Source organism: Anabaena subtropica FACHB-260, assembly GCF_014697105.1.
Taxonomy (GTDB): domain Bacteria; phylum Cyanobacteriota; class Cyanobacteriia; order Cyanobacteriales; family Nostocaceae; genus Trichormus; species Trichormus subtropicus.
On record NZ_JACJRF010000064.1, the window covers coordinates 1 to 21,334 of the forward strand.

Consider the following 21,334-nt stretch of genomic DNA (forward strand, 5'->3'; position numbering starts at 1 on the left):
AGGTAGACATGACAAGTCCCAATTCATTGAGGAGCCGTGTGAATTGAAAGATTCAGGCACGGTTCTGAAGACGAGTCAAAAAGGCGACTTTTTGGCTTAGTTTAACCTACTACTGAGGTAGAGAATTATCCTGGTTTTGCTGAGGGAGTTCAGGGGCCAAAGTTAATGCAGCAGATGCGCCAGCAAGCATTACGCTGGGGTGCTAGGTTGATTACTGATGATGTCATTGCTGTTGATTTTACGCAATACCCATTCCTGATAGCTTCTGCTGATTTGTTAGAAGTGAAGGCACGGGCTGTGATTATCTCTACGGGAGCAACTGCTAAAAGATTACATTTGCCGGGTGAGGAGAAGTTTTGGAATAACGGCATTTCTGCCTGTGCAATCTGCGATGGGGCAAATCCTTTGTTTGCGAATGCAGACATTGCTGTGGTTGGTGGCGGTGATGCGGCTGTGGAAGAAGCACTTTATCTAACTAAATATGCCCTCAGGTTCATTTATTGGTGCGGAGTAATTGTCTACGGGCTTCTAAGACGATGCAGGAGCGTATATTTAATCATAGCCAAATTCATATCCACTGGCATAATTCACCCATAAGTGTAGATGGCGATCGCCTATTACGCCGCGTCCAAGTTCAGGATAATCTCACTGGTGCAGTTTCTAGTTTAGATGTGAGTGGTTTGTTCTACGCCATTGGACATAACCCCAATACGCAACTGTTTCAGGAGCAATTAGAACTGGATGAGGCTGGTTACATCAAAACTCAAGGTAAAAGTACAGCCACCAATATTCCCGGCATTTGGGCGGCTGGAGATGTGCAGGATCACGTTTATCGTCAAGCAATTACCGCCGCCGGTACGGGTTGTATGGCAGCATTGGAAGCTGAACGGTGGTTATCACAAAGGCGATGGTCTACGGTGGACGAAACGCCAACGCTTGTTTCTTTCGCTGCCTAAAAAGTATTTTTTGTCACAATTACAAGGAGATAAATATGCAGGAAACTTTTTCTATTGATCAAACTCTCTTCACAGGAAAAGAAGCTTTTGACTGGTTGATGCAGAAATCCGATCAGCTAATCATTGTCAAATTTGTAGCTCCTTACTGCCCTTCTTGCAAAACACTTAAACCTGTGCTACATCAAATAGCTGAAGAAAACCCAGGTAAATTGCATTTGGTAGAAATCGATATGAGCGAAGAACCTGAATTAGCGATTAACTTCGGTGTTAGAAGCGCCCCAACAGTAGTATTACTTAAACAGCAGCAAACATTAGCACAGATTGCTGGATTGAAACCTAAAAAGCAGTATGCAGACACGATTCAATCTGCACTTTAGATCCAAATGGATCACAATTCAAAAGTCGGGCGTTGCATAGTTGCGGGATGATTTGTATCACGCAGAGACGCAGAGAGGATAAGTAAATTCAACATACGTCTTTTGGATGATTTTAGTAAACTTGGGGTGGAGGCGATTGCTATTAGTGGCGATAGTCACGTAGATGCTCAAAAGTCAATCCAAGAATGGGGAATTAAAAATCTGGCGTTGCATAAATGCGGGATGAAATCATCAAATTACACCTTTGCATCTCTTACCCTTTGCGCCTTTGCGACTTGGCGTGAAATACAATTCATCCCATTAATCAGCAACGCCAAAAATCTCACCATTGGCTATGAAGCTAACATAGAATTAGCGTATCTTTGGGGACTTCCCTTTAGTCGTCCACCAATATCAGATATGCTCTCTGCTATCGACTTTATTTTGAAAAAGAATTATCCTGTGCGGGGAACGGATTAGTTCATAATTTGTAATTCGTAATATTCCATCTCATCTGGGATGGGATAAGTACATCAATATATTTGTCATTGACAATGTCAAGATGTGAGTCGTTCTAGAAAACGTTGACATATCTGAAACCGTCATCAAAAATTTTTGGCAGTACCTGTAACTGGATCGAATTCAAATCGCTGTGGGTAGTTTGTTTCACCATATAAATTAAAGCTAATTGTTGGTTCATTACCGAGGGCTTCTACATGATGAATTGCATCTGGCATCAAGGTAATAATTTCTCCTGGGGTTAAAATAATCTCGCCGACTTTTTCAATACCACCGTTATTATCAGTCCGTCTCCACAGGGTATTTTTTTCTTCTCCATTAATTAGTGCAACAACTCCCCAGGTAGCATGATTATGAATTGGTGATACTTTTCCTGGTAGCCAGGCGACTGTCTGCACCGTCAAGGGGAAATCTGGCTCATCATATAGGGTAAGTACAGACCAACCTGTTTCTGGATTGGGTTCGAGGTATTCGCCTTGCAACCACTCCGAACTGGTCAATAATCGCCGTACTAGGGGAAAAATCGCTTGGAGTCGAAGGCGATCGTTCTGGAATTTATGGAGAATATCTTCCAAATCTGTTAAAAACCGATAGAGTCGATATTGACTTGTGGATAATTCAGAATTATCTGGTGATTCTTCCCAGGCTGCAAACTTGCCATCACCTGTCACTAACCAATCTTGACTTGCCATATTTTTTAATAATCTCAGGATAACTACCGCTATTTTAGGAACTTACAGTTCGTGGAAAGTTAAGTCTTGTTTGGCTTAAAACTACATAACTTTTATATATCGACTTGAAAAAACATAAATTATATCGTGATAACAGTAAACGCTAATCACACAGAGATTAACTTATGCTACTTTCTTATCGCGGCTCTTATTACGAAACTTACGACACAATCACTGCAAAATTACCTCAAAAACAGAATTTTACAACTGTTAAGTATCGTGGAGTTAGTTACAAGATTGTAAAACCTACAACAGCTAAAAATCAACACCCAATTCAACTTAAATATCGTGGTGTTACCTATATGAGTATGGTTTAGTTAGTCATAAGCTTACTAACTACATAATTTTTCTACATCGACAGAGTTATTGCAGTTGCAATATAACCAAAATAGTTCAGGTATAACCAACAAAATTACTAAATTAAGGAGTCAATGATGACAGATACACTAGCCCAAAACTTAACTTTAAAAAACATAGATGCTCTCGGCCGTTGCTATGATATTTTGCAATTAGATCCATTGAAACTTAGCGATTCGTCTAAGAGTTTTTCAGCCGTTGCTTTCACGGGTAGTAAATTTGAACCTACTCCAGATAGAAGTGCAAAGATTCCTCAAGGTACAGACTATAAATCAGGCTCTAGTGGCAGTTATAACCAAGAAACATTAATGCTGTTATCGTCTTACGATTTTCAGCGAATGTTTAGTCAAAATGTGTCATTAGGAGTGGGAATACCACAAGCATTTGCTTTTAGTAACAGCACAACATATCGTCGTATAGAACAGGAAACCAGAACTCGCAATCATTTATATACTTACACACAAGTTGAGTTTATTGACTATGAACTCAGATTACGCTTGGATAAATCTGAGTTCTTACCGATGGCAGAAGAATTACGCCAAGCTGTGTTAGCCCTTCCTAATGTTGCTAATAGGCAAGCCTATCAGGAATTTATTCACAGGTTTGGTACACATTTTTCTACCAATGTGGCATTCGGTGGACGCGCTCATCAATTTATTAAAATGAGCCGGGAAGATTATCGTCGGATGGTACTAGAAGGGATTAATGTTAGTCTGGAAGCTCAAGGTACTTTCAAGAATGTTACAGGTCAAGTCGGTTCTGGAACGGAAACAGCAAAAAGTAGAGAATTTCGCTCAATCGTAGCGCGTGGACAAGAAAGCATTCAGTGGAGTGGCGGAACTCCTAATAGAAATTTTGATACTTGGTTAAGCACTATTCGACAAGATCCAGTACCAGTTAAATTACAGTTGTCTCCTTTATACGAATTATTTACTAGGGCGCGTTTCCCTGAAGATTTACAAATTGCTCAAAAGCAAAAGTTGATGAGAGAAAGTGTAGATCAATATATCCAAACGCAAGGACAAAAACCTCGTCCTACCACTCCATCAGAGCGCGAAGTTATCGTAGAAGAGGTGAAAGTCAGTTTGGCGGTTGCTAATGGTCAAAAAAGTCGTGTTTCCCAAAACTTTTTCCTCAATTATCCTAATGTTCCAGTGCGTTGGACTATAGAAGATGTGTCTGAGTTAGCTAAACCAAATATGAAGTTTACTGTCATGGAGGATAAATCAGGTGCATCAGATCGTTCACGATTAAGTGATGTCACAAATGGTTATAGATCAGATGGAAGTTTGACAGCTATTAATCCCCATAAGCTGTACATTGGTCGCTTAAGTTATCAGGATTCGGGAACTAAGAAGGAATACAAACACAAAGATGTTTTCAGCCAACTGGGAGTGAATGAATTTCGGATCAAGATAACTGTTGTTCTCTAGCTTCAGCTATCACACACTATTTTATAGTGTGTTAGGTGCTAATATTATATTTCTTGGACAAATTAGTCAAAAAGATGCGCCTAATACACCCTGATCCATGTTGGGTTACGCTGCGCTTAACCCAACCTACAATTTTTAACATTTGAGGTTGTCTAAACAATTTAATTATCTCACAGCACCAAGAGCTTGTAATGTGAAAATTGTCGCTTCTGTTAACCCTTTGACACCAGTAATATTCATGCCCTCATAAAGCCGTTTTGCGCGCACAATCCTGATACACTCGCCCGTTTTCACATCCCAAATCCTTACTGTTTGGTCTTGAGAACCACTTGCGACAAATTCCCCATCTGGACTAAAAGCTACGGAAGATACTAAATGTGTATGCCCAACGCAGACATGATTGCATTCTCCTGTATTCACATCCCAAATTCTCACAGTTTGGTCATGGGAGGCACTAGCAAGAATTTGTCCATCAGGACTAAAGGCTACGGCAAATACCCAATTGGTATGTCCAGTCAATGTTTTGAGGCATTTACCTGTCTTCCAGTCCCATATTTTTACTGTTTGGTCGGTGCTGCAAGTAGCGATAATTTCACCATTGGGACTAAAAATAGCTGAGTAAACACGACTATCATGTCCTTGTAATGTGTTGATGCAATCACCTTGACAATAATCCCACAATTTTACAGATTGGTCGGCACTGGCACTAGCTAAAAGTTGCCCGTCTGGACTCCAAGCAATACCCAGAATTTTATCAGTATGTTCGCTCAAGGTTTTGAGACATTGACCTGTACTAATATCCCATAGTTTGACTGTACAATCTGCGCTACCAGTGGCAAGAATTTTACCTTGGGGATGAAAAGCAACAGCATATAGCCAATCTGTATGTCCGAGTAAAATTTGGAAACATTTTCCTGTACTGATGTTCCACAATCTTACTGAGGAATCTGTACTCGCACTCGCCAAAATTTGCCCGTCTGGACTAAAGGCAATACCATAAATAAAGTCTGTATGTCCTTGCAAGCTGCTAATGCAATTGCCAGTCTGCCAATCCCATAGCTTCACTGTTTTGTCATTACTACCACTGGCTAAAATTAACCCGTCAGGACTAAAAGCTACAGGTAAAGCCCAATCTGTATTGCCGTACCAAGTCTTTAAACATTGTCCAGTACGAGAATCCCAAAGTCTAACGCTTTGGTCTAAACTCACGCCTACTAACGTGTATCCATCTGAGTTAAAGGCGACGGAACAAACTTCATTAGTGTGTCCATGTAGAGTTTTGATGCAAGTATGGGTTTGACAATCCCAGAGTTTGATAGTGCGATCGCCACTACCACTGACTAAGATTTTACTATCAGGACTAAAGGCAATGGAGTAGACGCTGTTAGTATGTCCGGTATAAGTTTGCAAACATTCACCTGTATGATAATTCCAGAGTTTGATGGTGCGATCGCCACTTGCACTAGCTAAAGTTTGCCCATCTGAACTAAACGCCACCGAACGCACCCATCCTGTATGTGCTTGCAAAGTTCTCAAACATTTACCCTGATGCACATCCCACAGTTTAATTGTGTGGTCAGCACCACTACTGGCTAAGGTTTGCCCATCTGGACAAAAAGCAACGCAACGTACCCAGTCTGTATGTCCTGTCAGGGTTTGCAAGCACGTACCACTGCGGATATCCCAAAGTTTGATAGTGCGATCGCCACTAGCACTGGCTAAAGTCTCACCCTCTGGATAAAACGCTACAGAAAATACTTCATGCTCATGCCCAGTTAACGTTTTTATACAAATACCATCTCGGACATTCCAAAGTTTAATATTCTGGTCAGCACCGCAACTCGCTAGGATTTCTCCGTCTGGACTAAACACGACAAAGCGCACCCAGTTAGTATGTCCTTGACAAATGAGTAATAATTTACCTGTTTTCACCTCCCATATCCGAATATGACAATCAGTGTCGCAAGTAGCTAACAGTTCACCATTTGGACTAAAAGCGGCAGATAAAATATTACCTAATGTTTCCGTAAAAACACAGCGAGATAAATCTGAGTCGGCAAAATTCACATCATGCAGGTTTACACCCTGAAGATAAGCTTGCCATACAGTTAAACCCGAAAAGTCAAAGCCAGTCAGGTCAATTTCTGCTTGATGCAGCAGATTTAGAGAATTTCCTCCAGCATACCCCGTTACTTGGGGCGATTTTCCGCGTAGGGTAGAAAGGATGTGAACCAGACAATTAGCTATGTTTTCCAAGCTACCAAGTTCTGTAATTAATTTATCGATAACAGGCTGAACAATCAGACTAATTTGACTCTCCCGCACATAATCTTTAGCTTGCGCCTTAATGAGTGCATGAGTGGTAAATAGGTGGGTAGATTGCTTTTCTGTTCTCCATTGCTCAATTTCTTGAGATACTTGCTCAATTAACTGATTGCTGACATACTCCATCACCACAGGTTGCTGAGTAAAGCCACTGGCATTTTTTTCAATTACAGAACGCCTTTGCAGTGACGAGAGTGATTCTAGCAATTCCCGAAGTGGGACATTAGCTACAAAATCAGCTTGTAATTCCCCTAAAGAAATAGGTTCGCGGTTGATGGCTAACCAGTACATAATCTCTCGTTCCAAGGCTGTGAGACGATGGAACTGTTGGTCAAGCAGGTCACGAATATCGTCAAAGATGAATGTACCTTGCTGAGAAATTTCCAGAAATTGGGCAACATTGCCATCAAAAAAATCGTGGATAGAAGAGGCTACAATTTTGAGAGCTAAAGGATTACCCCCATAGCGGGAAACTAAAACTTGCCATTGGTCTGGGGAAGCAGTGAATTTACCTTTAACATTAAATAATTCCCGTCCTTCTTTTTCTTGTAAACCTGTAAGTTGTAGAGAACGCACAGGTAAACTCTCCCCTTCATACTTGGCGAGTCCTTGGGGTTTTTCCCGCGAAGTAAGTATTAAACAACTTTGATGAGAAGTTTCGGCTACACATTGCAGAAGTTGACCGTAACCTTCACATCCAGGACGATAACGACCAGTGCGATCGCCTGCTTGTAAAATTGACTCAGCATTATCCAGAATAATGAGACAGCGCGACAAACGTAAATACTTGAGTAAAAGCAAGATTCTCTCGTTTAACTGATTTGGCAAACTTGTTTCTTGCTGTTGAGATACAAACTGAATCAATTGAGCCAAAATATCTTCCACCGGCGGCGCGTTGCGGAGACTGCGCCAAATTATGTATTGAACTGGGGATGAGGAAGATGAAATTCCCCCTTCTCCCCTTGTCCCATTCTCCGCTTGACTGCCAATAATTTCCTGCGCCAGCTTGACAGAAAGCGTTGTTTTACCAATTCCACCCATTCCCAGCAACGTAATTAAGCGACAATTTTCTTGTGTAACCCATCGCTTCACAGTCTCTAGTTCTTCACAACGACCGTAAAAAATAGACACATCCGGCGCTTCCCCCCAATCTGCCACAAAAGAGGGAAATAGCAAAAATTCTCCTTGTCCCCTTGTCTCCTTGTCCCCCTTGTCTCCCTCTGCCTTCTCTTGTGCCACTTCTTCCCAATTCAGCCCCAGCACCTGACAATAGGCTTTAAACGCCTCAGCATTAATTGCTTGCTTTCCGGCTAAGAAACGTTTCCATGTTCCTTCTGATACACCAACAGCGAGAACGCCATGTTCTTGCCAAGAGACACCTAAAACTTCACTGGCTAATTCTATCCATCTGAAATCATCAACAGACCAAGCCTTTTCACTTCTGGCTTGTTTAATGCTTGCGAGTCCCTGTTGAGAAGCTTTGAGAGTAGCCACGATTTTTAAGTGAGTCCTACTATACCTCAATCATTTATAGATATATTTGCAGAATCCCAATGCTTTTTGCAATAGCATAAAATTATGCGATCGCCAAGATCATTTATCCTTGTTGCCATAACTCCAAAACTGATCTTGAAAATTTGAGATTATATAACGAATATTAAATAAATGTATAGAAATTATACAATGTCACTTCTTAATTACGAATTAATCCCATGTCTTTCCATTCTGGAGAAATTGCCGTCCAAACTCAGGCGGGAGTGCGAGAAGAGGCGCAACGTCTGTGTAATGTTATTAGTAGTACAATCAAATCATCTGCTCAAGAATTTCTGCATACGCAACAATTAGCAATTGCTAGTACAGTTGATAGCAAAGCTAGAGTTTGGGCATCTTTATTAACAGGAAAATCTGGTTTTGTAGAGGTCTTAAACACGCAAACTATACAGATTAATGCTACTCCCATACAAACCGATCCATTACACCAAAATCTGCAAACCAATAATGATATTGGGCTATTAGTAATTGATTTGGCGAACCGTAGGCGTTTGCGTTTGAATGGCAAAGCAGAGGTAAATCAAGAAAATATAAAAGTAGAAATTCAGCAGGTATTTTTTAATTGCCCTAAATATATTCAGACACGTCACATAGAAAAAACTGGAATTGATTCACTAAAACAACCTGAAACTTTTATCAGAGATGCTTTGAGCGAGACAAATCAACTTTGGATAACCCAAGCCGATACCTTTTTTATCGCTAGTTATCATCCAGAAAGTGGGGCTGATGCTTCCCACCGGGGAGGACTTCCGGGATTTGTGCAAGTTGTGAATAGTAATAAGCTTGTGTTTCCCGATTACTCTGGTAATAATATGTTTCAGACCTTCGGTAACTTGATTGTGAATCCCCATGCAGGTTTATTATTTATCGATTTTGCACAAGGTCACACGTTGCAATTAACTGGAAAAGCAAAGGTGATTTGGGACGTAGAAAGATTAAATGAGTTTGCTGGAGCGCAGCGTATAGTAGAGTTTGATATTGAGCAGGTATTAGAAATTAGAAATGCTTGTTCTATGCGTTGGTGCTTTGGCGAATATTCTTCTGTGAATCCATAATGTGCATAAATAAATTAGCAAATAAATTAAGAAAACTCGCCTTCAATATCTCTTGATTGATGTAATACTCGAAAAATTTCTACACCATCAGTTATTTTTGTGTAAAACACAACGTAAGGCTTCACAGGAAAGCTTTTCAATTCCTTCATTAAATCATCTCGCTTTTTGCCCATATCAGGAAACTGAGCAAGCATTGGAAAACGATTCAGAATTTGAGCTATCTGTTTATCGGCTGCAAGTTGATTCTGTTGAGCAAGGTAAGTCCAGATATCTTCCAAGTCTTGTTCGGCTTGCTGGGAAAGTCTGTAATGATTCATTGTCAGCTATCCAGCTTTAGCTTACTCTGCCCTCGTGCTTTGATATTTTCCAGCAAATTAGGCAAGGACTCATCATCATATTCAGTATATTCTCCATGCTTGAGCTGTTCGGCTGCAATCGCAATATCTCGTTGTAATGCTTCTAACTTCAGCTGACGCAGTTCTTCTTCTGCACGCTCAAGTCTATCTATCATTTCTTGAAAGGCGCTTGCATCCTGGACAACGACTTCTGCTTTACCATTGACGGTAAGTACAAGAGGTGATTTGGTCGCCTTGATCCGCTCTAGAAACTGTTTGACGTTGCGCTTAAAGTCTGTAAGTGAGTGAATTTGCTCTAAATTAATCATAAATTAAATATTGAATTACCTACTTAATTAAATCTTTATTCAATACTATATTCAATACTATCAAAAATTTCTTTTCTTCACAAAATCGGTCAATTGTCAAGACCAGTTTTCCAAAGATTGCTTCACTACAAAACTGATCTTTTATTGGGTGGTGCGATCGCGTAATTTGAGAAAGATATAGATCGACACACTCCCAACACAGACGTTGATGACATGGAGTCAATCATGCCCCAACATCCCCTTGATATCAGTCACGAACCAGTCACCGCCAAAATTGTTAACTTCACTGCTTTCAAAAATGCAGGTAGTAATAATGTTCTCATGCCTTTTCCTTCCAGACTCGCCCGGAATCAGGTAAAACACAAAACTAAGTCTTATTTGCCAGATACCGAAAAGACCTTAAGAGCAAAAATTGTTGCTTTGCAACAGGAATTGGCAATTGTACAACAGGAAAAAGCTGAATTAGAAAGTCTATTGAAACAGCAGGAAAAGACTAGAAAACTTCAACTCCAAGAGATGCAAATCGAAATTGATTTACATAAAGTCACACACCAGGTAGCAGAAATTACTCAAACTGATTATTTTCAACAATTACAAATAGAAATTGCATCCCTTCGTAATAAGTAGGTCGGCGTAAATAATTATTGTTGGAATAAGGCAGGGGGCAGGGGGCAGGGAGCAGGGGGAGAAAGAGTTTGAGCTTTATTTACTTTTCTTCACATAGTTTGGTTTGATTGCACCGACTTACTTACCAAGATATCTTAATTACGAATTACGAATTACGAATTACGAATTATCCCTCTATGTCTAAAATTATTGCGATTCACTCATTCCGTGGCGGAACTGGTAAATCTAACTTAACAGCAAATTTAGCGGTAACAATGGCACTACAAAATAAGCGAGTGGCAATTGTAGATACTGATCTGCAATCTCCTGGGATTCATGCTCTATTTGCTATTGATGAAGTAATTACGGGTAAGACATTAAATGATTATTTATGGCATCGTAATTCCATTGCTGATACTGCCTGTGATGTGACTTCTCATTTGGCGATCGTTCAAGGAAAAGTTTTTCTCATACCTTCAAGTATAAATGCTGATGAAATTGCCAAAATAATCAGCGAAGGATACAACGTTAGTTTACTTAATAGTGGATTACAAAGATTAATTAAAGAGCTAGAATTAGACTACTTATTTATTGATACTCACCCCGGACTTAGCCGAGAAACTTTACTATCCATAGCTATTTCTGACCTTTTAATTGTGATTATCCGTCCAGATCGCCAAGACTTTCAAGGTACTGCGGTAACAGTTAATATTGCTCGTCAACTTCAAGTCAGCAAGATGATGATGATCGTGAATAAAACACCCAGTCGCATGGATTTTTCATCGCTACAGCGAAAAGTAGAAAGAACTTATAACGTCCCAGTTGCAGGTATATTTCCACTTTCAGAAGATATGGCACAACTCGGTAGTAGTGGAATATTTTGTTTACAATACCCTGAACATCCATTGACTCAAATGCTGCAACAGGTGGCAGAAAAAGCCAGTTGAGAATTTAAAACTCAAATTTAAATAAATCAAAATCTTTAGATAACTTTGTAAAATAAATTTCAGATAATGACTGAAAGTATTCAAGAACAAACAATAACATTTGAGACAGCTTTAAAAATTGCAGATAAAGCAGTTTTTGCTAAGACTCAAAGACATCTAAAAAATATTGAAGTAGCTGTACTGCGCGGAGCTTTACTAGGGCAAAAATATGATAAAATTGCCGCAGAATGTGACTATGCTCCAGAATATATTAAGCATGACGTGGGGCCAAAGTTATGGCAGATACTATCAGCTAGTTTAGGAGAAAAAGTCAGTAAAACTAATTTGATGGCTGTTTTAGCACAACGAGCCTCTAAAGAAATCAAAATTCAAGAATTTTCTCCCTCTCTCCTAGTAATCAGTCCTCAACCCCTAGAATTAGAATCACCAGTTGGAGTCATACCATTGGACTCTGCTTTGTATATGGAACGTCCTCCGGTAGAGTCTCGCTGTTATGAGGAAATTACCAGAGATGGGGCATTAATTCGTATTAAAGCACCCAGTCAAATGGGTAAAACTTCTTTAATGATAAGAATTTTAGCTCATGCTCAACAACAAAATTCATCATTACGTACTGTAGCTTTGAGCTTACAGCGAGCTGAAAGTGCTATTTTTCATGACTTAGATAAATTCTTGCGTTGGTTTTGTGCTGCGATTACTCGTAAGCTTCAATTACCCCATCGAGTCGAGGATTATTGGAGCGCAACTTTTGGTAGTAAAAGCAACTGCACCGCTTATTTTGAAGACTGTGTGCTGCCAGAGATTAATGGTGTTTTGGTCTTAGCTTTAGATCAAGTTGATGAGGTGTTTTTACATCCAGAAATTGCTGATGATTTCTTTACTTTATTGCGTTCTTGGTATGAAGAAGCAGCCTATGGAGATAGCGGTAATCCTCTGTGGCAAAATTTGCGTTTGGTAATTGTTCATTCTACAGAAGTATATATTCCTCTAGATATTAATAAATCACCATTTAATGTGGGTTTAGCAATTGAATTACAAACATTTACAACTGTGCAAGTATGCAATTTAGCGCAACGTTATGGATTTCATTTATCTGAAAATGAGTTATCAGAATTGATGCAGCTTGTGGATGGACATCCATATCTAATACAGCAAGCTTTGTATCATTTAGCACAACAAGACTTGACTTTCAAGCAGTTAATCCAAACAGCAGTTACAGATGCAGGCATTTATAGCAATCATTTGCATCGTCATTTACGTAGCCTACAAGAACATCCTCAATTAGCAGCAGCGTATGAAGAGGTAATCAAGTCATCAACACCTGTAGAGCTAGAACAGACTGTGGCATTTAAGTTACACAGCATGGGGTTAGTTAAGCTGCAAGGAAATCACGTGATATCCAGTTGTGAGCTATATCGACAGTATTTTGATGAAGCCTTGCGACCTACTGCTACACGTAATATCACGTAATAAGTAGATAAGAGGTCTATATGTGGGTATTAGTTTGCTTATGAGCGGTATCTCTTTGTTAGCTTCTGCTCTGGCTGCTCGGCGGACACTTGCTAGTTAGGGGATGTGCTACCCTAATTCTTCCAGCAAGTAGAATATCTACATAGCAACAATGGCAAAAGAAATCGAGCGCAAATTTTTAGTCAACGGAGATAGTTGGCGACAGCTAGCTGAGGGTAGTCTATATCGTCAAGGATACATTTCCTCAGAAGGCGCTACTGTACGTATCCGGATAATAGGTAATCAAGGTTATTTAACAATTAAAGGCCCCACCGTTAATTTTTCTCGCTCTGAGTTTGAGTATCTGATTCCCCTTGCAGATGCTCAGGAAATGTTGGATACTTTGTGCGATCGCCCTTTTATCGAAAAAACCCGGTATAAAATAGCATGGACTGGTTTAACTTGGGAAATAGACGAGTTTGCAGGAGTCAATCAAGGCTTGATATTAGCAGAAGTTGAACTTACTGATGAAGCCCAACAAGTTGAAATCCCTCATTGGATTGGAACAGAAGTTACAGGCGATCCCAGATATTTCAACAGTTATTTAGTGAAACATCCTTTTACGCAATGGTAATTCATAATTAAACGGTAGAGACGTTGCATTGCAACGTCTCCCTCCAAAAAACTGGAAATATTTGTTCTAATTTAATTAGATACGAGAGTACCGGAATCGAATTCTTAATAGTCTTAACCAGCGTAGCCAAACTTGTGCTGGTTGCTCAAAGAAAGTGAAAATATCACCAAAACCCAGGTTAGTTTTTTGATGGTGTAACCAGTGTCTTTCAGGAGTGGTGATAAACAGAATTTGACATAAAACATCCACCAACTTTGGCGTTTGCCAACCTAATGCTGTTATGTGCCTCCACCATACATGAAATTGTCCTAACAATAGTCCAGAAATTACGCCAATGGGAGAGAAAGACCACAGAAGTACTGCCACTATTAAATAAGGTAAAGCTCCCAAAAAACCATCTAAAAGAACTTGGATATTCATGGTTAAGATAGCGTAGTGACGGAAGTTCTTCTTCCATGAGTGGTGTGTTTTTAAATGGAGGCTACCAAAAACGTGTTCGGGTACGTGATAAAAGAATGTAGACAAAAAATCGCCTAAAAATAACAATAGCCAAGTAACAGCGATCGCCTCAAGCATTTGTACTCCTAAATTTCAGTAAAAATACACCACACAAAAAAGCTAAATATCATGTTATTAATGCAGATTTGGCTTCTAGCTTTAGGCTGATGAAATCAATACATCTAAACACCGATAGATTTACTGTATTTTTTGATAAACACCTTATAATCTTCTTATGAAGGGAGATAGTATAAGCAAAGAAAGAGTTAAAGTTGGTACAAATTTAGGTTAAGATTTTCTTGTTTAATCTTTGTTTCAGTAATAGCATTATATAATTGCATAAAAAAACACATTAACATCTAGAAAAAGTATAAGTAACTCATCCTAGAAAACTCTAAATATTAATAGTTAGATACAGCTTATATCCAATTTACTTAATAAACTTGTGGAGTAGCGGATGTGATTGACTTTAAGCAATATTTTATTCAGTACTTATTATACTAAATTAGTATTAAATAAACTTTATTTAATAATCATAAACCCTTGTATCAAATAATAGTTAAAGTATTAGTTAGTTGAGGTAAAGCTATCTGTTTCGAGAAAGGATAAAAATGATAGAGGCTGACTCATATTAGCAGCAAAGCCGAGAATTCCTTGATCTCGATGTTCGTAAAGTAACTGACCTGTGCTATCAAACAAAAAAGTTCCACCACGCTGAGTTAAGTAGGCAGAATTAGGTACATAAGTACGCCAATTGCTCAAAACTTCCACCATATTCCGTAGCCGTAGAGTCGCTAATTCAAAGGGCCGTTGAAACCCACTTCCGCCAGCTAATCGGAAAAACGAGCCTTCAAAAGCAGGTAGAGGAGTACCTTGAATAATTTCATCATCTCCAATAAGTTGAGGGGCTTGACGATCTCCTCTGTATCCTCGAAAAACTTCTCTTAGCGTTCCAGGGCTTCCAAACCCTGCACACATTAACATTAGATTTAGCCAAGCTTTCCTAGATTCAGAAAGTCCAGGGACAGGAAGATTCAGACCTGAATAAAGATTGAGTTGGTGATGTAGTTCTGCATTAGGTTCAACAAATAAATTTTGTGGTGGAAATCCTGTATATTCACAAAATCTTGTTCCAGAGGCGCGTGAGCCAATTCCCACTGCACGAATAGCGACTTTTTCATCAGGCAATTTTTTAGCTTCGCGCTGCAACCACCACGCATATTCCAGACTATCAAAATCCCCAAGTTGTGGCCAGACTAAAATAAGAATATGTGGGGCAGTCTCGCAATTTTCTAGTAGAGGTCGATTCATGCCATCACTAACACGCTGAAGTTCTGTCTGTTTAAGGATAGTGTAGGGATTCATTACAAGGAATTAACTGCTATTTAGCTATTCAATTTTACTCTTTCTATAGCACGGAAACCACAACCATTCACATACATTTCTAAGCATTCTCGTTTAATTTCATCACGTAACCCTTTTGATTATGATATTCAATGAATTGACGACCACAATCTGCACAAATGTAGTTCTGTTTACCCCTTTGTTTGCCGTTTTTACGGATATGATGGAAGTTACAACGCGGACATTCCATGAAGACTCACCCGAATTCAGATTCTCATTATGCAATGCCCGGAAAACCTGAATCTGACAACTCGCAATCAAAGGGCTACTTACAGATCAACAGACTGATTTACTGCTGGACAATCAGCAGAAGATCAAGTTTCGCTCAACAAACAGGTTGGGAAACATTATCAACGTTATCTGCCATAAGTGTTTAGAGCCACTACATAGTTGTAGGTGTTTTAGCTTGGTGATTACTTTGTAATAGGTGTACCGTTTAAAGTCATCATAGGATCGCGATCGCAAAGGCTAATATCAGCTTTCCAACGGGAGGGGAATTTAGGATCAATAAAAGTGACTTTAAATCTGCCCCAATGATAAGTAGGTTTACCATCTGCCCCTTCTCTATAGGTATCACAACGTACCGATGAAGACTTTTGTACCCAATAGCCATTGTATGAACCTCGGTCATTAAACACTCCTGCTAAACCATCAATGAAGATTACTCCATCACGACCATAACGCCACACGGCAGTTTTATTGCGATCTTCTTGATAGACTACTTTATATTCTTCCGTTGTCCAAACCTCATCTGCTAGAGCTTTTTGGGGTGAGGCAGTGCAAATTAATAAGGCTAAGGTCAGGAAAACATAGTTCTTTTTCATAAAATTGACTTTGATCAATTCAAAATTTGGCATGAGTTACGAAGTCAATTTTCTCACAGTTTTATAAGTTGACGAAATGGATAAAACATCAACACATCACCCCTACGAACATCGGGTGTTAGTGACAGCAGGTGAAGTTAACTTAGAGGGGAATTTGGTGATTCCAGAAGGTGCTACGGGCATAGTCTTATTTGCTCATGGTAGTGGTAGCAGCCGTCACAGCCCCCGCAATCGCTATGTTGCTGGAGCGACCTGATTTAGCTCCTTCAGCCTTACCTCATGTCAAAGCACCAACATTGTTGATTGTTGGGGGTTACGATATGCCAGTGATGCGCGATCGCCCTAAATATCATATTCAAGCACGGACTGACGAAAGATTGTTACTACAGCAGCATTAACAGAAAACTAAAATTTAACTAAAACTTAAGACTATGGACGTTAAAGAACTTCTCAATCGATACGCAGCAGGAGAACGAAACTTCTACGGTATCGTATTACAAAAAGCAGACCTACGGGGTGTTCACTTGGGCGGTGTAGACTTTGGTAGAGCTGATCTACGGGGAGCTAATCTAGCCAAAGCCTCCATGAGTGGAGCTAACCTGTGTAAAGCAAATCTTCAAGGTGCGAACCTAGAAAACGCAAATTTATCTGAAGTGATTTTTAGTGGAGCTGATTTGCGAGAGTCTGACCTGAGTGGAGCTGATTTAAGCGAAGCAAATCTGGGTGAGGTAAACCTGACTGGGGCAAATTTAAATGCAACAGATATGAGTGAAGCCTTTTTAACTGAGGCAATTATGCCTGACGGTACTATTTCTTGTCTACTTTTTCCTTAAGTTGACACCAATGATGTGTAATTTCCCCCTCGCTATAACCTAAGTCATACATACTCGCTGCTAGAGCATCTTGTTCTGGTGGTACTTTGGGTTTTCCAGCCCAGGCGTCAGATTTTCCCAAGCTAAACCAATCTTCATGAGTCATCTCAGAACCGAATTTGTTAACAGTTATTTTGTTCATCGATACACTTGTGAGTAGTTAAGGTTTGGCTGCGGCCATAATCTATGATGTTGGCACTACGGTTGGACTAAAACCTGTACCTTGGGAAAGAACCAGTATAAAAGTGCGATGGTCTCCGGTCGGAGGTCATCACAGCGAAAGTTTCCCAATATTTCAGCGTTGCGTTCTGTTTAATCAAAAAGTTGCTCAATCCTAAATAACTTTGTTTTTGTTTGAAGACTATTACAGTTAGCAATATCTAATTCAGTTTACAGGAGAATAAATTAATGATTCGCACTTGATGTCTACGGTGGTGGTGTTGTTGTTACAACTCCAGAATTCCCTTTTTAAATTTTTCTTTAATTGCCAGTCTTACCACTTTTAGAAAAGACTTTTTCTCCATCTAAAGAGATATATCTTAGCCTGCGATTAATCTAAGATTAACCTTTTGATATAGAGGTTCTTTTTCTTGTGCAAAGCCTCCATTTTTACAAGAAAATCTGATAGATTATCGATATTGAGTTTTCCATTGTCAGTCTCACCCTGGAGAATTCCATAAACTCGATTCCCTATTATTAATTTAGTTGTTGGCTATGGATATCTTGTTTGGTAGTGGTGAAGAAAGTAAAAACATCATCGGATGTTATGGCAATATCGAAGGAATTGCGGCAGTGGTTGTCACAGTATTTCCAGACAATAGTAAGTATGAAATTATTGATTCTGTGTTCCGCCGTCGTCTTGGATTGAAGCCAACGGCTGATGATTTGCTAGGATTGGCTGATATCCATAAAGTTAAATATATTATCAGCAATAAGCTTGTAGAAAATGTTTACCGTGGTGGAACATTAGAGAAAAATTATGCGTTTCCTGTTGATATTCAATGGGAAACCAACGAAATTAATGTTGAGAAACTGCTATTTTTAACTGAATGTTATCTCAATGAAGGTAGATTAAATTTAGCTGCTGATGTCGAAGGTGTCATAGAAAAAGAATTACGGTCTTTCGATCTACAAGAATACCGGGCTTATGGTCGAGCCAGCCACAGGCTATTTGCATTCTTTCATGCGATCGCTGCTGCACGTCCATTCACTCCCGACTGGGCAAAGTCTTAATGACCACAGTCATCCACTCTTGTTTGTCAAGTCCTATTGATCTTGAGCCTTAACTTAGTACCATTTGATCTAGAGTAGGATTTTAGGAGTAAACCTCTGTCTTTACAATTTGTTTCCTTTCCCCCGGCGACTTCCCAACCTGCTACTGGTTTAATCGTCACTTTGCATGGTTGGGGCGCTAACGCTGAGGATGTGGCATCTTTATTACCCTATTTCAACTTGCCTGATTACCAGTTTGTCTTGCCCAATGCACCTTATCCATATCCTTACACCGCTCTCGGTAGGTCATGGTATGACCTGAGAGTAGAAAATATGTATGAAGGTTTGCCAGAGAGTCGGGAGTTATTGAAAGATTTTCTGCTCTCTTTAGAGAGTAGTACTGGTGTACCTTTATCACGAACCATCTTGAGTGGATTTTCTCAAGGTGGGGCAATGACTTTTGATGTCGGCTCAAAACTGCCCTTGGCTGGTTTAGTGGTGATGAGTGGGTATTTACATCCTGAAGCAATTAGCCCAAATAATACTAATATTCCGCCAACTCTCATTTTGCATGGTACACGGGATGAAGTTGTCCCACTGCAAGCAGCACTTAAAGCACGCACAACCTTAGAATCTTTGGGGGTTCCGGTTAATTATCATGAATTTAATACAGGACATGAAATCAATCTAGAAATGTTAGATTTGACCCGAAATTTCATCTTGAATGCACTTGTTTAGTCTGAGTTACAATTTTTTTACAAAATATGGTATAAATCCCGAAAAATTTTAGGAAATCCATGCCATCTAGTGAGTAAGATAGATTGAGTGGCACTTTACAGCGCCACTTAACCCGTGCTGGGTGCAAATGCTGCAAAAGGGAGGGGCAAGCATTATGAAAACTCTAAGCATTTCCAAAAAAGAAATTGCTGCCATATCCGCAGCAGAGGTAGAGGAATTGGCTACTCGTCTAGAAATGGATAATTATAGCAATGCTTTTGATGGTTTAAATGACTGGCATCTACTACGGGCGATCGCTTTTCAGCGTCCAGAGTTAGTAGAACCCTACGTCCATCTGTTAGATTTAGAACCATACGACGAAGCATAGGTATTTGAAAATCAGGAGTTAGGGGATAATTCGTAATTCGTAATTCGTAATTAAGAATTAAGTAAAATTCCTTAGCTCCTTACTCTTCAGTTTTTGTCATGGCTAGTTCCAAACCCCCAAGTGAAAATCAGAAAAGTAGGGTTCTTGTGGCTGTGGGCGGTGGTATTGCTGCTTACAAGGTTTGTGAAGTGGTTTCGAGTCTATTTAAATTGGGGGTGGAAGTTCGAGTAATTGTCACCCGTTCAGCACAAGAATTTATTACGCCTCTCACTTTAGCGACCCTCTCCCGTCACCCTGCTTACACAGATGATGATTTTTGGCAACCTACTCACTCTCGCCCATTGCATATCGAGTTGGGTGAGTGGGCTGATTTGTTGGTAATTGCTCCCCTCACAGCTAATACTTTAGCTAAACTAACTTACGGGATGGCTGATAATTTACTCACCAATACCGTCTTAGCTTCCACTTGTCCTATATTGTTAGCACCAGCGATGAATACTGATATGTGGGAACAGCTAACAGTACAGCGTAATTGGCATCAACTATTAACAGATAGTAGATATCACGGCATTGGTACAGCATCGGGATTATTGGCGTGCGATCGCGTCGGTGCTGGTAGAATGGCTGAACCTCCAGAAATTTTGACTTACACTCAATCCCTATTACATACTCAAGGCAAGCGAGATTTAGCAGGGAAGCGAGTCTTAATTAGTGCGGGAAGTACACGGGAGTATCTTGATCCAGTGCGGTTTATGGGCAATCCTTCCACAGGTAAAATGGGACTGGCTTTAGCTCAAGCTGCTCTACACCGTGGGGCAAAGGTGACATTGGTACATGGCCCGGCGAGTTGGGATGTGCCTTTAGGAGTCCAAGCAATTCCCATTATCAATGCTGAGGAAATGCAGCAAGTAATGCTGGAATATTTACCCAACGCAGATATCATTGTTATGTCTGCGGCTGTGGCTGATGTCAAACCTCAAAACTATAGTACAGAGAAATTACCCAAGCGATCGCTCCCTCAGTCTTTACCTTTGGAACCTGTACCAGATATCGTTGCTCAATTAGGCAAACTCAAACAACCCCATCAGCGTTTAATTGGTTTTGCTGCCCAGACAGGGGATATAGTTACACCAGCTAGAGAGAAATTATATAGTAAAAAATTGGATGCGATCGTTGCTAACCCTATCGATCAACCAGATAGCGGTTTTGGTAGTGACAATAATCAAGCTGTCTTTTTAGATAACCAAGGGCGTGAGGTGAAAATTGCACCTTGTTCTAAATTACAAATGGCGCATCATATATTTGATTTTGTCAGGAATTAGCCCAAAAAGAGGCAGAAGGGCGAATGGGAAATATTGCATTCAGTTCTCTCTATACTCTCACCAAAAGTATTAATTTCTGGAACTAATACGTATGTCTTAAGAGTGAGAGCATAACTTATCTCTTACTCAAGAGTGTTGTTTTTTTTATCTTCAATTTGGTAGAAACAGAAGGAATCATTTTGATTAGATAAGGACACTCTGATGGCGATTAATCACAAAACCTTAGCTACGCCGGCAGAACAGAAAAATTTTACTAGTGTCAATTACAACGTTACAATTACCACCAGCGAATTGATTTTTAATCAATCTATCTTAGGAACTATTGACGAACAGGACGAACAAGACATCTTTACATTCACCGGTAGTGTGGGACAGCTATTGTATTACGATGCTCTCAAGAATAAATTACGCCTAATGTGAATTAAGAAAAAAGGCGGGAGAAGTAAGAAGATGAAAGTTACCAGCTTCTCAAATCAAACTTCCCCCATGACTAGCATAAACTTTGGAACGCTAT

General features: G+C 39.8%; 27 protein-coding genes and 1 pseudogene. 19 read left to right on the forward strand and 9 right to left on the reverse strand.

Features of this window, described 5'->3' with window-relative positions; translation table 11 throughout:
• Positions 1-165 precede the first annotated feature (165 nt).
• The 4 genes from H6G18_RS25115 (at position 166) to H6G18_RS22870 (ending at position 1,792) form a co-directional block, all read left to right on the forward strand.
• Positions 166-597, forward strand: coding sequence for an FAD-dependent oxidoreductase (locus tag H6G18_RS25115; protein ID WP_277875628.1), 432 nt, complete (start codon positions 166-168; stop codon positions 595-597).
• On the forward strand, positions 537-956 hold the full coding sequence (locus H6G18_RS25120) for an NAD(P)/FAD-dependent oxidoreductase (RefSeq protein WP_277875629.1): 420 nt from the start codon (positions 537-539) through the stop codon (positions 954-956). The genes H6G18_RS25115 and H6G18_RS25120 overlap by 61 nt, the downstream gene beginning before the upstream one ends.
• Before the next feature lie 35 nt (positions 957-991).
• Positions 992-1,333 carry a thioredoxin family protein gene (locus H6G18_RS22865; RefSeq protein WP_190409391.1) on the forward strand — a complete coding sequence of 114 codons (342 nt, stop codon included), beginning with the start codon at positions 992-994 and terminating at the stop codon, positions 1,331-1,333.
• Between the two features lie 102 nt (positions 1,334-1,435).
• The gene (locus tag H6G18_RS22870; protein WP_190409392.1) at positions 1,436-1,792 is read left to right on the forward strand and encodes a hypothetical protein; all 357 of its coding nucleotides are present in this window, start codon (positions 1,436-1,438) and stop codon (positions 1,790-1,792) included.
• A gap of 125 nt (positions 1,793-1,917) precedes the next feature.
• On the opposite strand, the gene H6G18_RS22875 is transcribed toward H6G18_RS22870, so the two are convergent.
• Positions 1,918-2,523 (reverse strand): cysteine dioxygenase family protein, encoded by a 606-nt coding sequence (locus H6G18_RS22875; protein WP_190409393.1) that lies wholly within the window; start codon positions 2,521-2,523, stop codon positions 1,918-1,920.
• Between the two features lie 164 nt (positions 2,524-2,687).
• On the opposite strand from H6G18_RS22875, the gene H6G18_RS22880 reads away from it, so the two are divergent.
• Positions 2,688-2,879, forward strand: coding sequence for a DUF4278 domain-containing protein (locus H6G18_RS22880; protein WP_190409394.1), 192 nt, complete (start codon positions 2,688-2,690; stop codon positions 2,877-2,879).
• A 114-nt stretch (positions 2,880-2,993) separates the two neighbouring features.
• Positions 2,994-4,352, forward strand: a complete 1,359-nt coding sequence (locus tag H6G18_RS22890) for an MAC/perforin domain-containing protein (RefSeq protein ID WP_242040443.1) — start codon at positions 2,994-2,996, stop codon at positions 4,350-4,352.
• Between the two features lie 165 nt (positions 4,353-4,517).
• Here H6G18_RS22890 and H6G18_RS22895 read toward each other — a convergent pair whose 3' ends face one another.
• Positions 4,518-8,171 (reverse strand): WD40 domain-containing protein, encoded by a 3,654-nt coding sequence (locus tag H6G18_RS22895; RefSeq protein WP_190409396.1) that lies wholly within the window; start codon positions 8,169-8,171, stop codon positions 4,518-4,520.
• Between the two features lie 218 nt (positions 8,172-8,389).
• Here H6G18_RS22895 and H6G18_RS22900 point away from each other — a divergent pair, with 218 nt between their 5' ends.
• A complete protein-coding gene (locus tag H6G18_RS22900) occupies positions 8,390-9,283 on the forward strand; it encodes a pyridoxamine 5'-phosphate oxidase family protein (protein ID WP_190409397.1) in 894 nt (297 codons plus the stop codon).
• Between the two features lie 26 nt (positions 9,284-9,309).
• Here the strand turns inward: H6G18_RS22900 and H6G18_RS22905 are convergent, their stop codons facing one another.
• Positions 9,310-9,600 carry a type II toxin-antitoxin system RelE/ParE family toxin gene (locus H6G18_RS22905; RefSeq protein ID WP_190409398.1) on the reverse strand — a complete coding sequence of 97 codons (291 nt, stop codon included), beginning with the start codon at positions 9,598-9,600 and terminating at the stop codon, positions 9,310-9,312.
• Positions 9,601-9,602: 2 nt separating this feature from the next.
• Positions 9,603-9,947 carry a type II toxin-antitoxin system Phd/YefM family antitoxin gene (locus H6G18_RS22910; protein WP_190409399.1) on the reverse strand — a complete coding sequence of 115 codons (345 nt, stop codon included), beginning with the start codon at positions 9,945-9,947 and terminating at the stop codon, positions 9,603-9,605.
• Between the two features lie 225 nt (positions 9,948-10,172).
• Between H6G18_RS22910 and H6G18_RS22915 the strand changes: the two genes are divergently transcribed.
• From H6G18_RS22915 to H6G18_RS22930, 4 genes are all read left to right on the forward strand, one after another.
• Positions 10,173-10,574 carry a hypothetical protein gene (locus tag H6G18_RS22915; RefSeq protein WP_190409400.1) on the forward strand — a complete coding sequence of 134 codons (402 nt, stop codon included), beginning with the start codon at positions 10,173-10,175 and terminating at the stop codon, positions 10,572-10,574.
• A gap of 176 nt (positions 10,575-10,750) precedes the next feature.
• Entirely contained in the window at positions 10,751-11,500 is a 750-nt protein-coding gene (locus H6G18_RS22920; protein ID WP_190409401.1) for a MinD/ParA family ATP-binding protein, read from the forward strand.
• Between the two features lie 66 nt (positions 11,501-11,566).
• Positions 11,567-12,970, forward strand: a complete 1,404-nt coding sequence (locus H6G18_RS22925; RefSeq protein ID WP_190409402.1) for an AAA-like domain-containing protein — start codon at positions 11,567-11,569, stop codon at positions 12,968-12,970.
• A gap of 151 nt (positions 12,971-13,121) precedes the next feature.
• Complete coding sequence (locus H6G18_RS22930) at positions 13,122-13,583, forward strand: CYTH domain-containing protein (RefSeq protein ID WP_190409403.1); 462 nt, start codon at positions 13,122-13,124, stop codon at positions 13,581-13,583.
• Between the two features lie 75 nt (positions 13,584-13,658).
• Here the strand turns inward: H6G18_RS22930 and H6G18_RS22935 are convergent, their stop codons facing one another.
• The 4 genes and pseudogenes from H6G18_RS22935 to H6G18_RS22950 all read right to left on the reverse strand — a co-directional run bounded on the left by H6G18_RS22935 (position 13,659) and on the right by H6G18_RS22950 (position 16,309).
• Positions 13,659-14,159, reverse strand: coding sequence for a sterol desaturase family protein (locus H6G18_RS22935; RefSeq protein WP_190409404.1), 501 nt, complete (start codon positions 14,157-14,159; stop codon positions 13,659-13,661).
• A gap of 489 nt (positions 14,160-14,648) precedes the next feature.
• Positions 14,649-15,446, reverse strand: a complete 798-nt coding sequence (locus H6G18_RS22940; protein WP_190409405.1) for a peroxiredoxin-like family protein — start codon at positions 15,444-15,446, stop codon at positions 14,649-14,651.
• 32 nt (positions 15,447-15,478) lie between these two features.
• Positions 15,479-15,675: pseudogene (locus H6G18_RS22945) on the reverse strand (IS1/IS1595 family N-terminal zinc-binding domain-containing protein); the annotation flags it as partial.
• A 223-nt stretch (positions 15,676-15,898) separates the two neighbouring features.
• Entirely contained in the window at positions 15,899-16,309 is a 411-nt protein-coding gene (locus H6G18_RS22950) for a hypothetical protein (protein ID WP_190409406.1), read from the reverse strand.
• Between the two features lie 76 nt (positions 16,310-16,385).
• Here H6G18_RS22950 and H6G18_RS22955 point away from each other — a divergent pair, with 76 nt between their 5' ends.
• From H6G18_RS22955 to H6G18_RS22960, 3 genes are read left to right on the forward strand one after another with little or no spacing between them, the layout of a single operon-like run.
• A complete protein-coding gene (locus H6G18_RS22955; RefSeq protein ID WP_242040444.1) occupies positions 16,386-16,565 on the forward strand; it encodes a hypothetical protein in 180 nt (59 codons plus the stop codon).
• Positions 16,507-16,707 carry a hypothetical protein gene (locus H6G18_RS24885; RefSeq protein WP_242040445.1) on the forward strand — a complete coding sequence of 67 codons (201 nt, stop codon included), beginning with the start codon at positions 16,507-16,509 and terminating at the stop codon, positions 16,705-16,707. Before H6G18_RS22955 ends, H6G18_RS24885 begins: the two co-directional genes overlap by 59 nt.
• Positions 16,708-16,740: 33 nt before the next feature.
• Positions 16,741-17,142 carry a pentapeptide repeat-containing protein gene (locus H6G18_RS22960; protein ID WP_190409407.1) on the forward strand — a complete coding sequence of 134 codons (402 nt, stop codon included), beginning with the start codon at positions 16,741-16,743 and terminating at the stop codon, positions 17,140-17,142.
• Here H6G18_RS22960 and H6G18_RS22965 read toward each other — a convergent pair.
• Positions 17,117-17,323 carry a hypothetical protein gene (locus H6G18_RS22965; RefSeq protein ID WP_190409408.1) on the reverse strand — a complete coding sequence of 69 codons (207 nt, stop codon included), beginning with the start codon at positions 17,321-17,323 and terminating at the stop codon, positions 17,117-17,119. The genes H6G18_RS22960 and H6G18_RS22965 overlap by 26 nt on opposite strands.
• A 572-nt stretch (positions 17,324-17,895) precedes the next feature.
• On the opposite strand from H6G18_RS22965, the gene H6G18_RS22970 reads away from it, so the two are divergent.
• From H6G18_RS22970 to H6G18_RS22990, 5 genes are all read left to right on the forward strand, one after another.
• A complete protein-coding gene (locus tag H6G18_RS22970; protein WP_190409409.1) occupies positions 17,896-18,414 on the forward strand; it encodes a hypothetical protein in 519 nt (172 codons plus the stop codon).
• Positions 18,415-18,510: 96 nt separating this feature from the next.
• Positions 18,511-19,131 carry an alpha/beta hydrolase gene (locus H6G18_RS22975; RefSeq protein WP_190409413.1) on the forward strand — a complete coding sequence of 207 codons (621 nt, stop codon included), beginning with the start codon at positions 18,511-18,513 and terminating at the stop codon, positions 19,129-19,131.
• A 154-nt stretch (positions 19,132-19,285) separates the two neighbouring features.
• A complete protein-coding gene (gene isiD, locus H6G18_RS22980; protein WP_190409410.1) occupies positions 19,286-19,498 on the forward strand; it encodes a protein IsiD in 213 nt (70 codons plus the stop codon).
• A gap of 98 nt (positions 19,499-19,596) precedes the next feature.
• Positions 19,597-20,820 (forward strand): bifunctional phosphopantothenoylcysteine decarboxylase/phosphopantothenate--cysteine ligase CoaBC, encoded by a 1,224-nt coding sequence (coaBC, locus tag H6G18_RS22985; RefSeq protein WP_190409411.1) that lies wholly within the window; start codon positions 19,597-19,599, stop codon positions 20,818-20,820.
• A 201-nt stretch (positions 20,821-21,021) separates the two neighbouring features.
• The gene (locus H6G18_RS22990; RefSeq protein ID WP_190409412.1) at positions 21,022-21,240 is read left to right on the forward strand and encodes a hypothetical protein; all 219 of its coding nucleotides are present in this window, start codon (positions 21,022-21,024) and stop codon (positions 21,238-21,240) included.
• Positions 21,241-21,334: the final 94 nt, after the last annotated feature.

Excerpts from the sequence above, each read along its gene's own strand:
- H6G18_RS25115 (WP_277875628.1), top strand. The coding sequence starts at position 166 with ATGCAGCAGATGCGCCAGCAAGCATTACGCTGGGGTGCTAGGTTGATT.
- H6G18_RS25120 (WP_277875629.1), top strand. The coding sequence starts at position 537 with ATGCAGGAGCGTATATTTAATCATAGCCAAATTCATATCCACTGGCAT.
- H6G18_RS22865 (WP_190409391.1), top strand. The coding sequence starts at position 992 with ATGCAGGAAACTTTTTCTATTGATCAAACTCTCTTCACAGGAAAAGAA.
- H6G18_RS22875 (WP_190409393.1), bottom strand. The coding sequence starts at position 2,523 with ATGGCAAGTCAAGATTGGTTAGTGACAGGTGATGGCAAGTTTGCAGCC.
- H6G18_RS22880 (WP_190409394.1), top strand. The coding sequence starts at position 2,688 with ATGCTACTTTCTTATCGCGGCTCTTATTACGAAACTTACGACACAATC.
- H6G18_RS22890 (WP_242040443.1), top strand. The coding sequence starts at position 2,994 with ATGATGACAGATACACTAGCCCAAAACTTAACTTTAAAAAACATAGAT.
- H6G18_RS22900 (WP_190409397.1), top strand. The coding sequence starts at position 8,390 with ATGTCTTTCCATTCTGGAGAAATTGCCGTCCAAACTCAGGCGGGAGTG.
- H6G18_RS22905 (WP_190409398.1), bottom strand. The coding sequence starts at position 9,600 with ATGAATCATTACAGACTTTCCCAGCAAGCCGAACAAGACTTGGAAGAT.
- H6G18_RS22910 (WP_190409399.1), bottom strand. The coding sequence starts at position 9,947 with ATGATTAATTTAGAGCAAATTCACTCACTTACAGACTTTAAGCGCAAC.
- H6G18_RS22915 (WP_190409400.1), top strand. The coding sequence starts at position 10,173 with ATGCCCCAACATCCCCTTGATATCAGTCACGAACCAGTCACCGCCAAA.
- H6G18_RS22920 (WP_190409401.1), top strand. The coding sequence starts at position 10,751 with ATGTCTAAAATTATTGCGATTCACTCATTCCGTGGCGGAACTGGTAAA.
- H6G18_RS22925 (WP_190409402.1), top strand. The coding sequence starts at position 11,567 with ATGACTGAAAGTATTCAAGAACAAACAATAACATTTGAGACAGCTTTA.
- H6G18_RS22930 (WP_190409403.1), top strand. The coding sequence starts at position 13,122 with ATGGCAAAAGAAATCGAGCGCAAATTTTTAGTCAACGGAGATAGTTGG.
- H6G18_RS22935 (WP_190409404.1), bottom strand. The coding sequence starts at position 14,159 with ATGCTTGAGGCGATCGCTGTTACTTGGCTATTGTTATTTTTAGGCGAT.
- H6G18_RS22940 (WP_190409405.1), bottom strand. The coding sequence starts at position 15,446 with ATGAATCCCTACACTATCCTTAAACAGACAGAACTTCAGCGTGTTAGT.
- H6G18_RS22950 (WP_190409406.1), bottom strand. The coding sequence starts at position 16,309 with ATGAAAAAGAACTATGTTTTCCTGACCTTAGCCTTATTAATTTGCACT.
- H6G18_RS22955 (WP_242040444.1), top strand. The coding sequence starts at position 16,386 with ATGGATAAAACATCAACACATCACCCCTACGAACATCGGGTGTTAGTG.
- H6G18_RS24885 (WP_242040445.1), top strand. The coding sequence starts at position 16,507 with ATGGTAGTGGTAGCAGCCGTCACAGCCCCCGCAATCGCTATGTTGCTG.
- H6G18_RS22960 (WP_190409407.1), top strand. The coding sequence starts at position 16,741 with ATGGACGTTAAAGAACTTCTCAATCGATACGCAGCAGGAGAACGAAAC.
- H6G18_RS22965 (WP_190409408.1), bottom strand. The coding sequence starts at position 17,323 with ATGAACAAAATAACTGTTAACAAATTCGGTTCTGAGATGACTCATGAA.
- H6G18_RS22970 (WP_190409409.1), top strand. The coding sequence starts at position 17,896 with ATGGATATCTTGTTTGGTAGTGGTGAAGAAAGTAAAAACATCATCGGA.
- isiD (WP_190409410.1), top strand. The coding sequence starts at position 19,286 with ATGAAAACTCTAAGCATTTCCAAAAAAGAAATTGCTGCCATATCCGCA.
- coaBC (WP_190409411.1), top strand. The coding sequence starts at position 19,597 with ATGGCTAGTTCCAAACCCCCAAGTGAAAATCAGAAAAGTAGGGTTCTT.
- H6G18_RS22990 (WP_190409412.1), top strand. The coding sequence starts at position 21,022 with ATGGCGATTAATCACAAAACCTTAGCTACGCCGGCAGAACAGAAAAAT.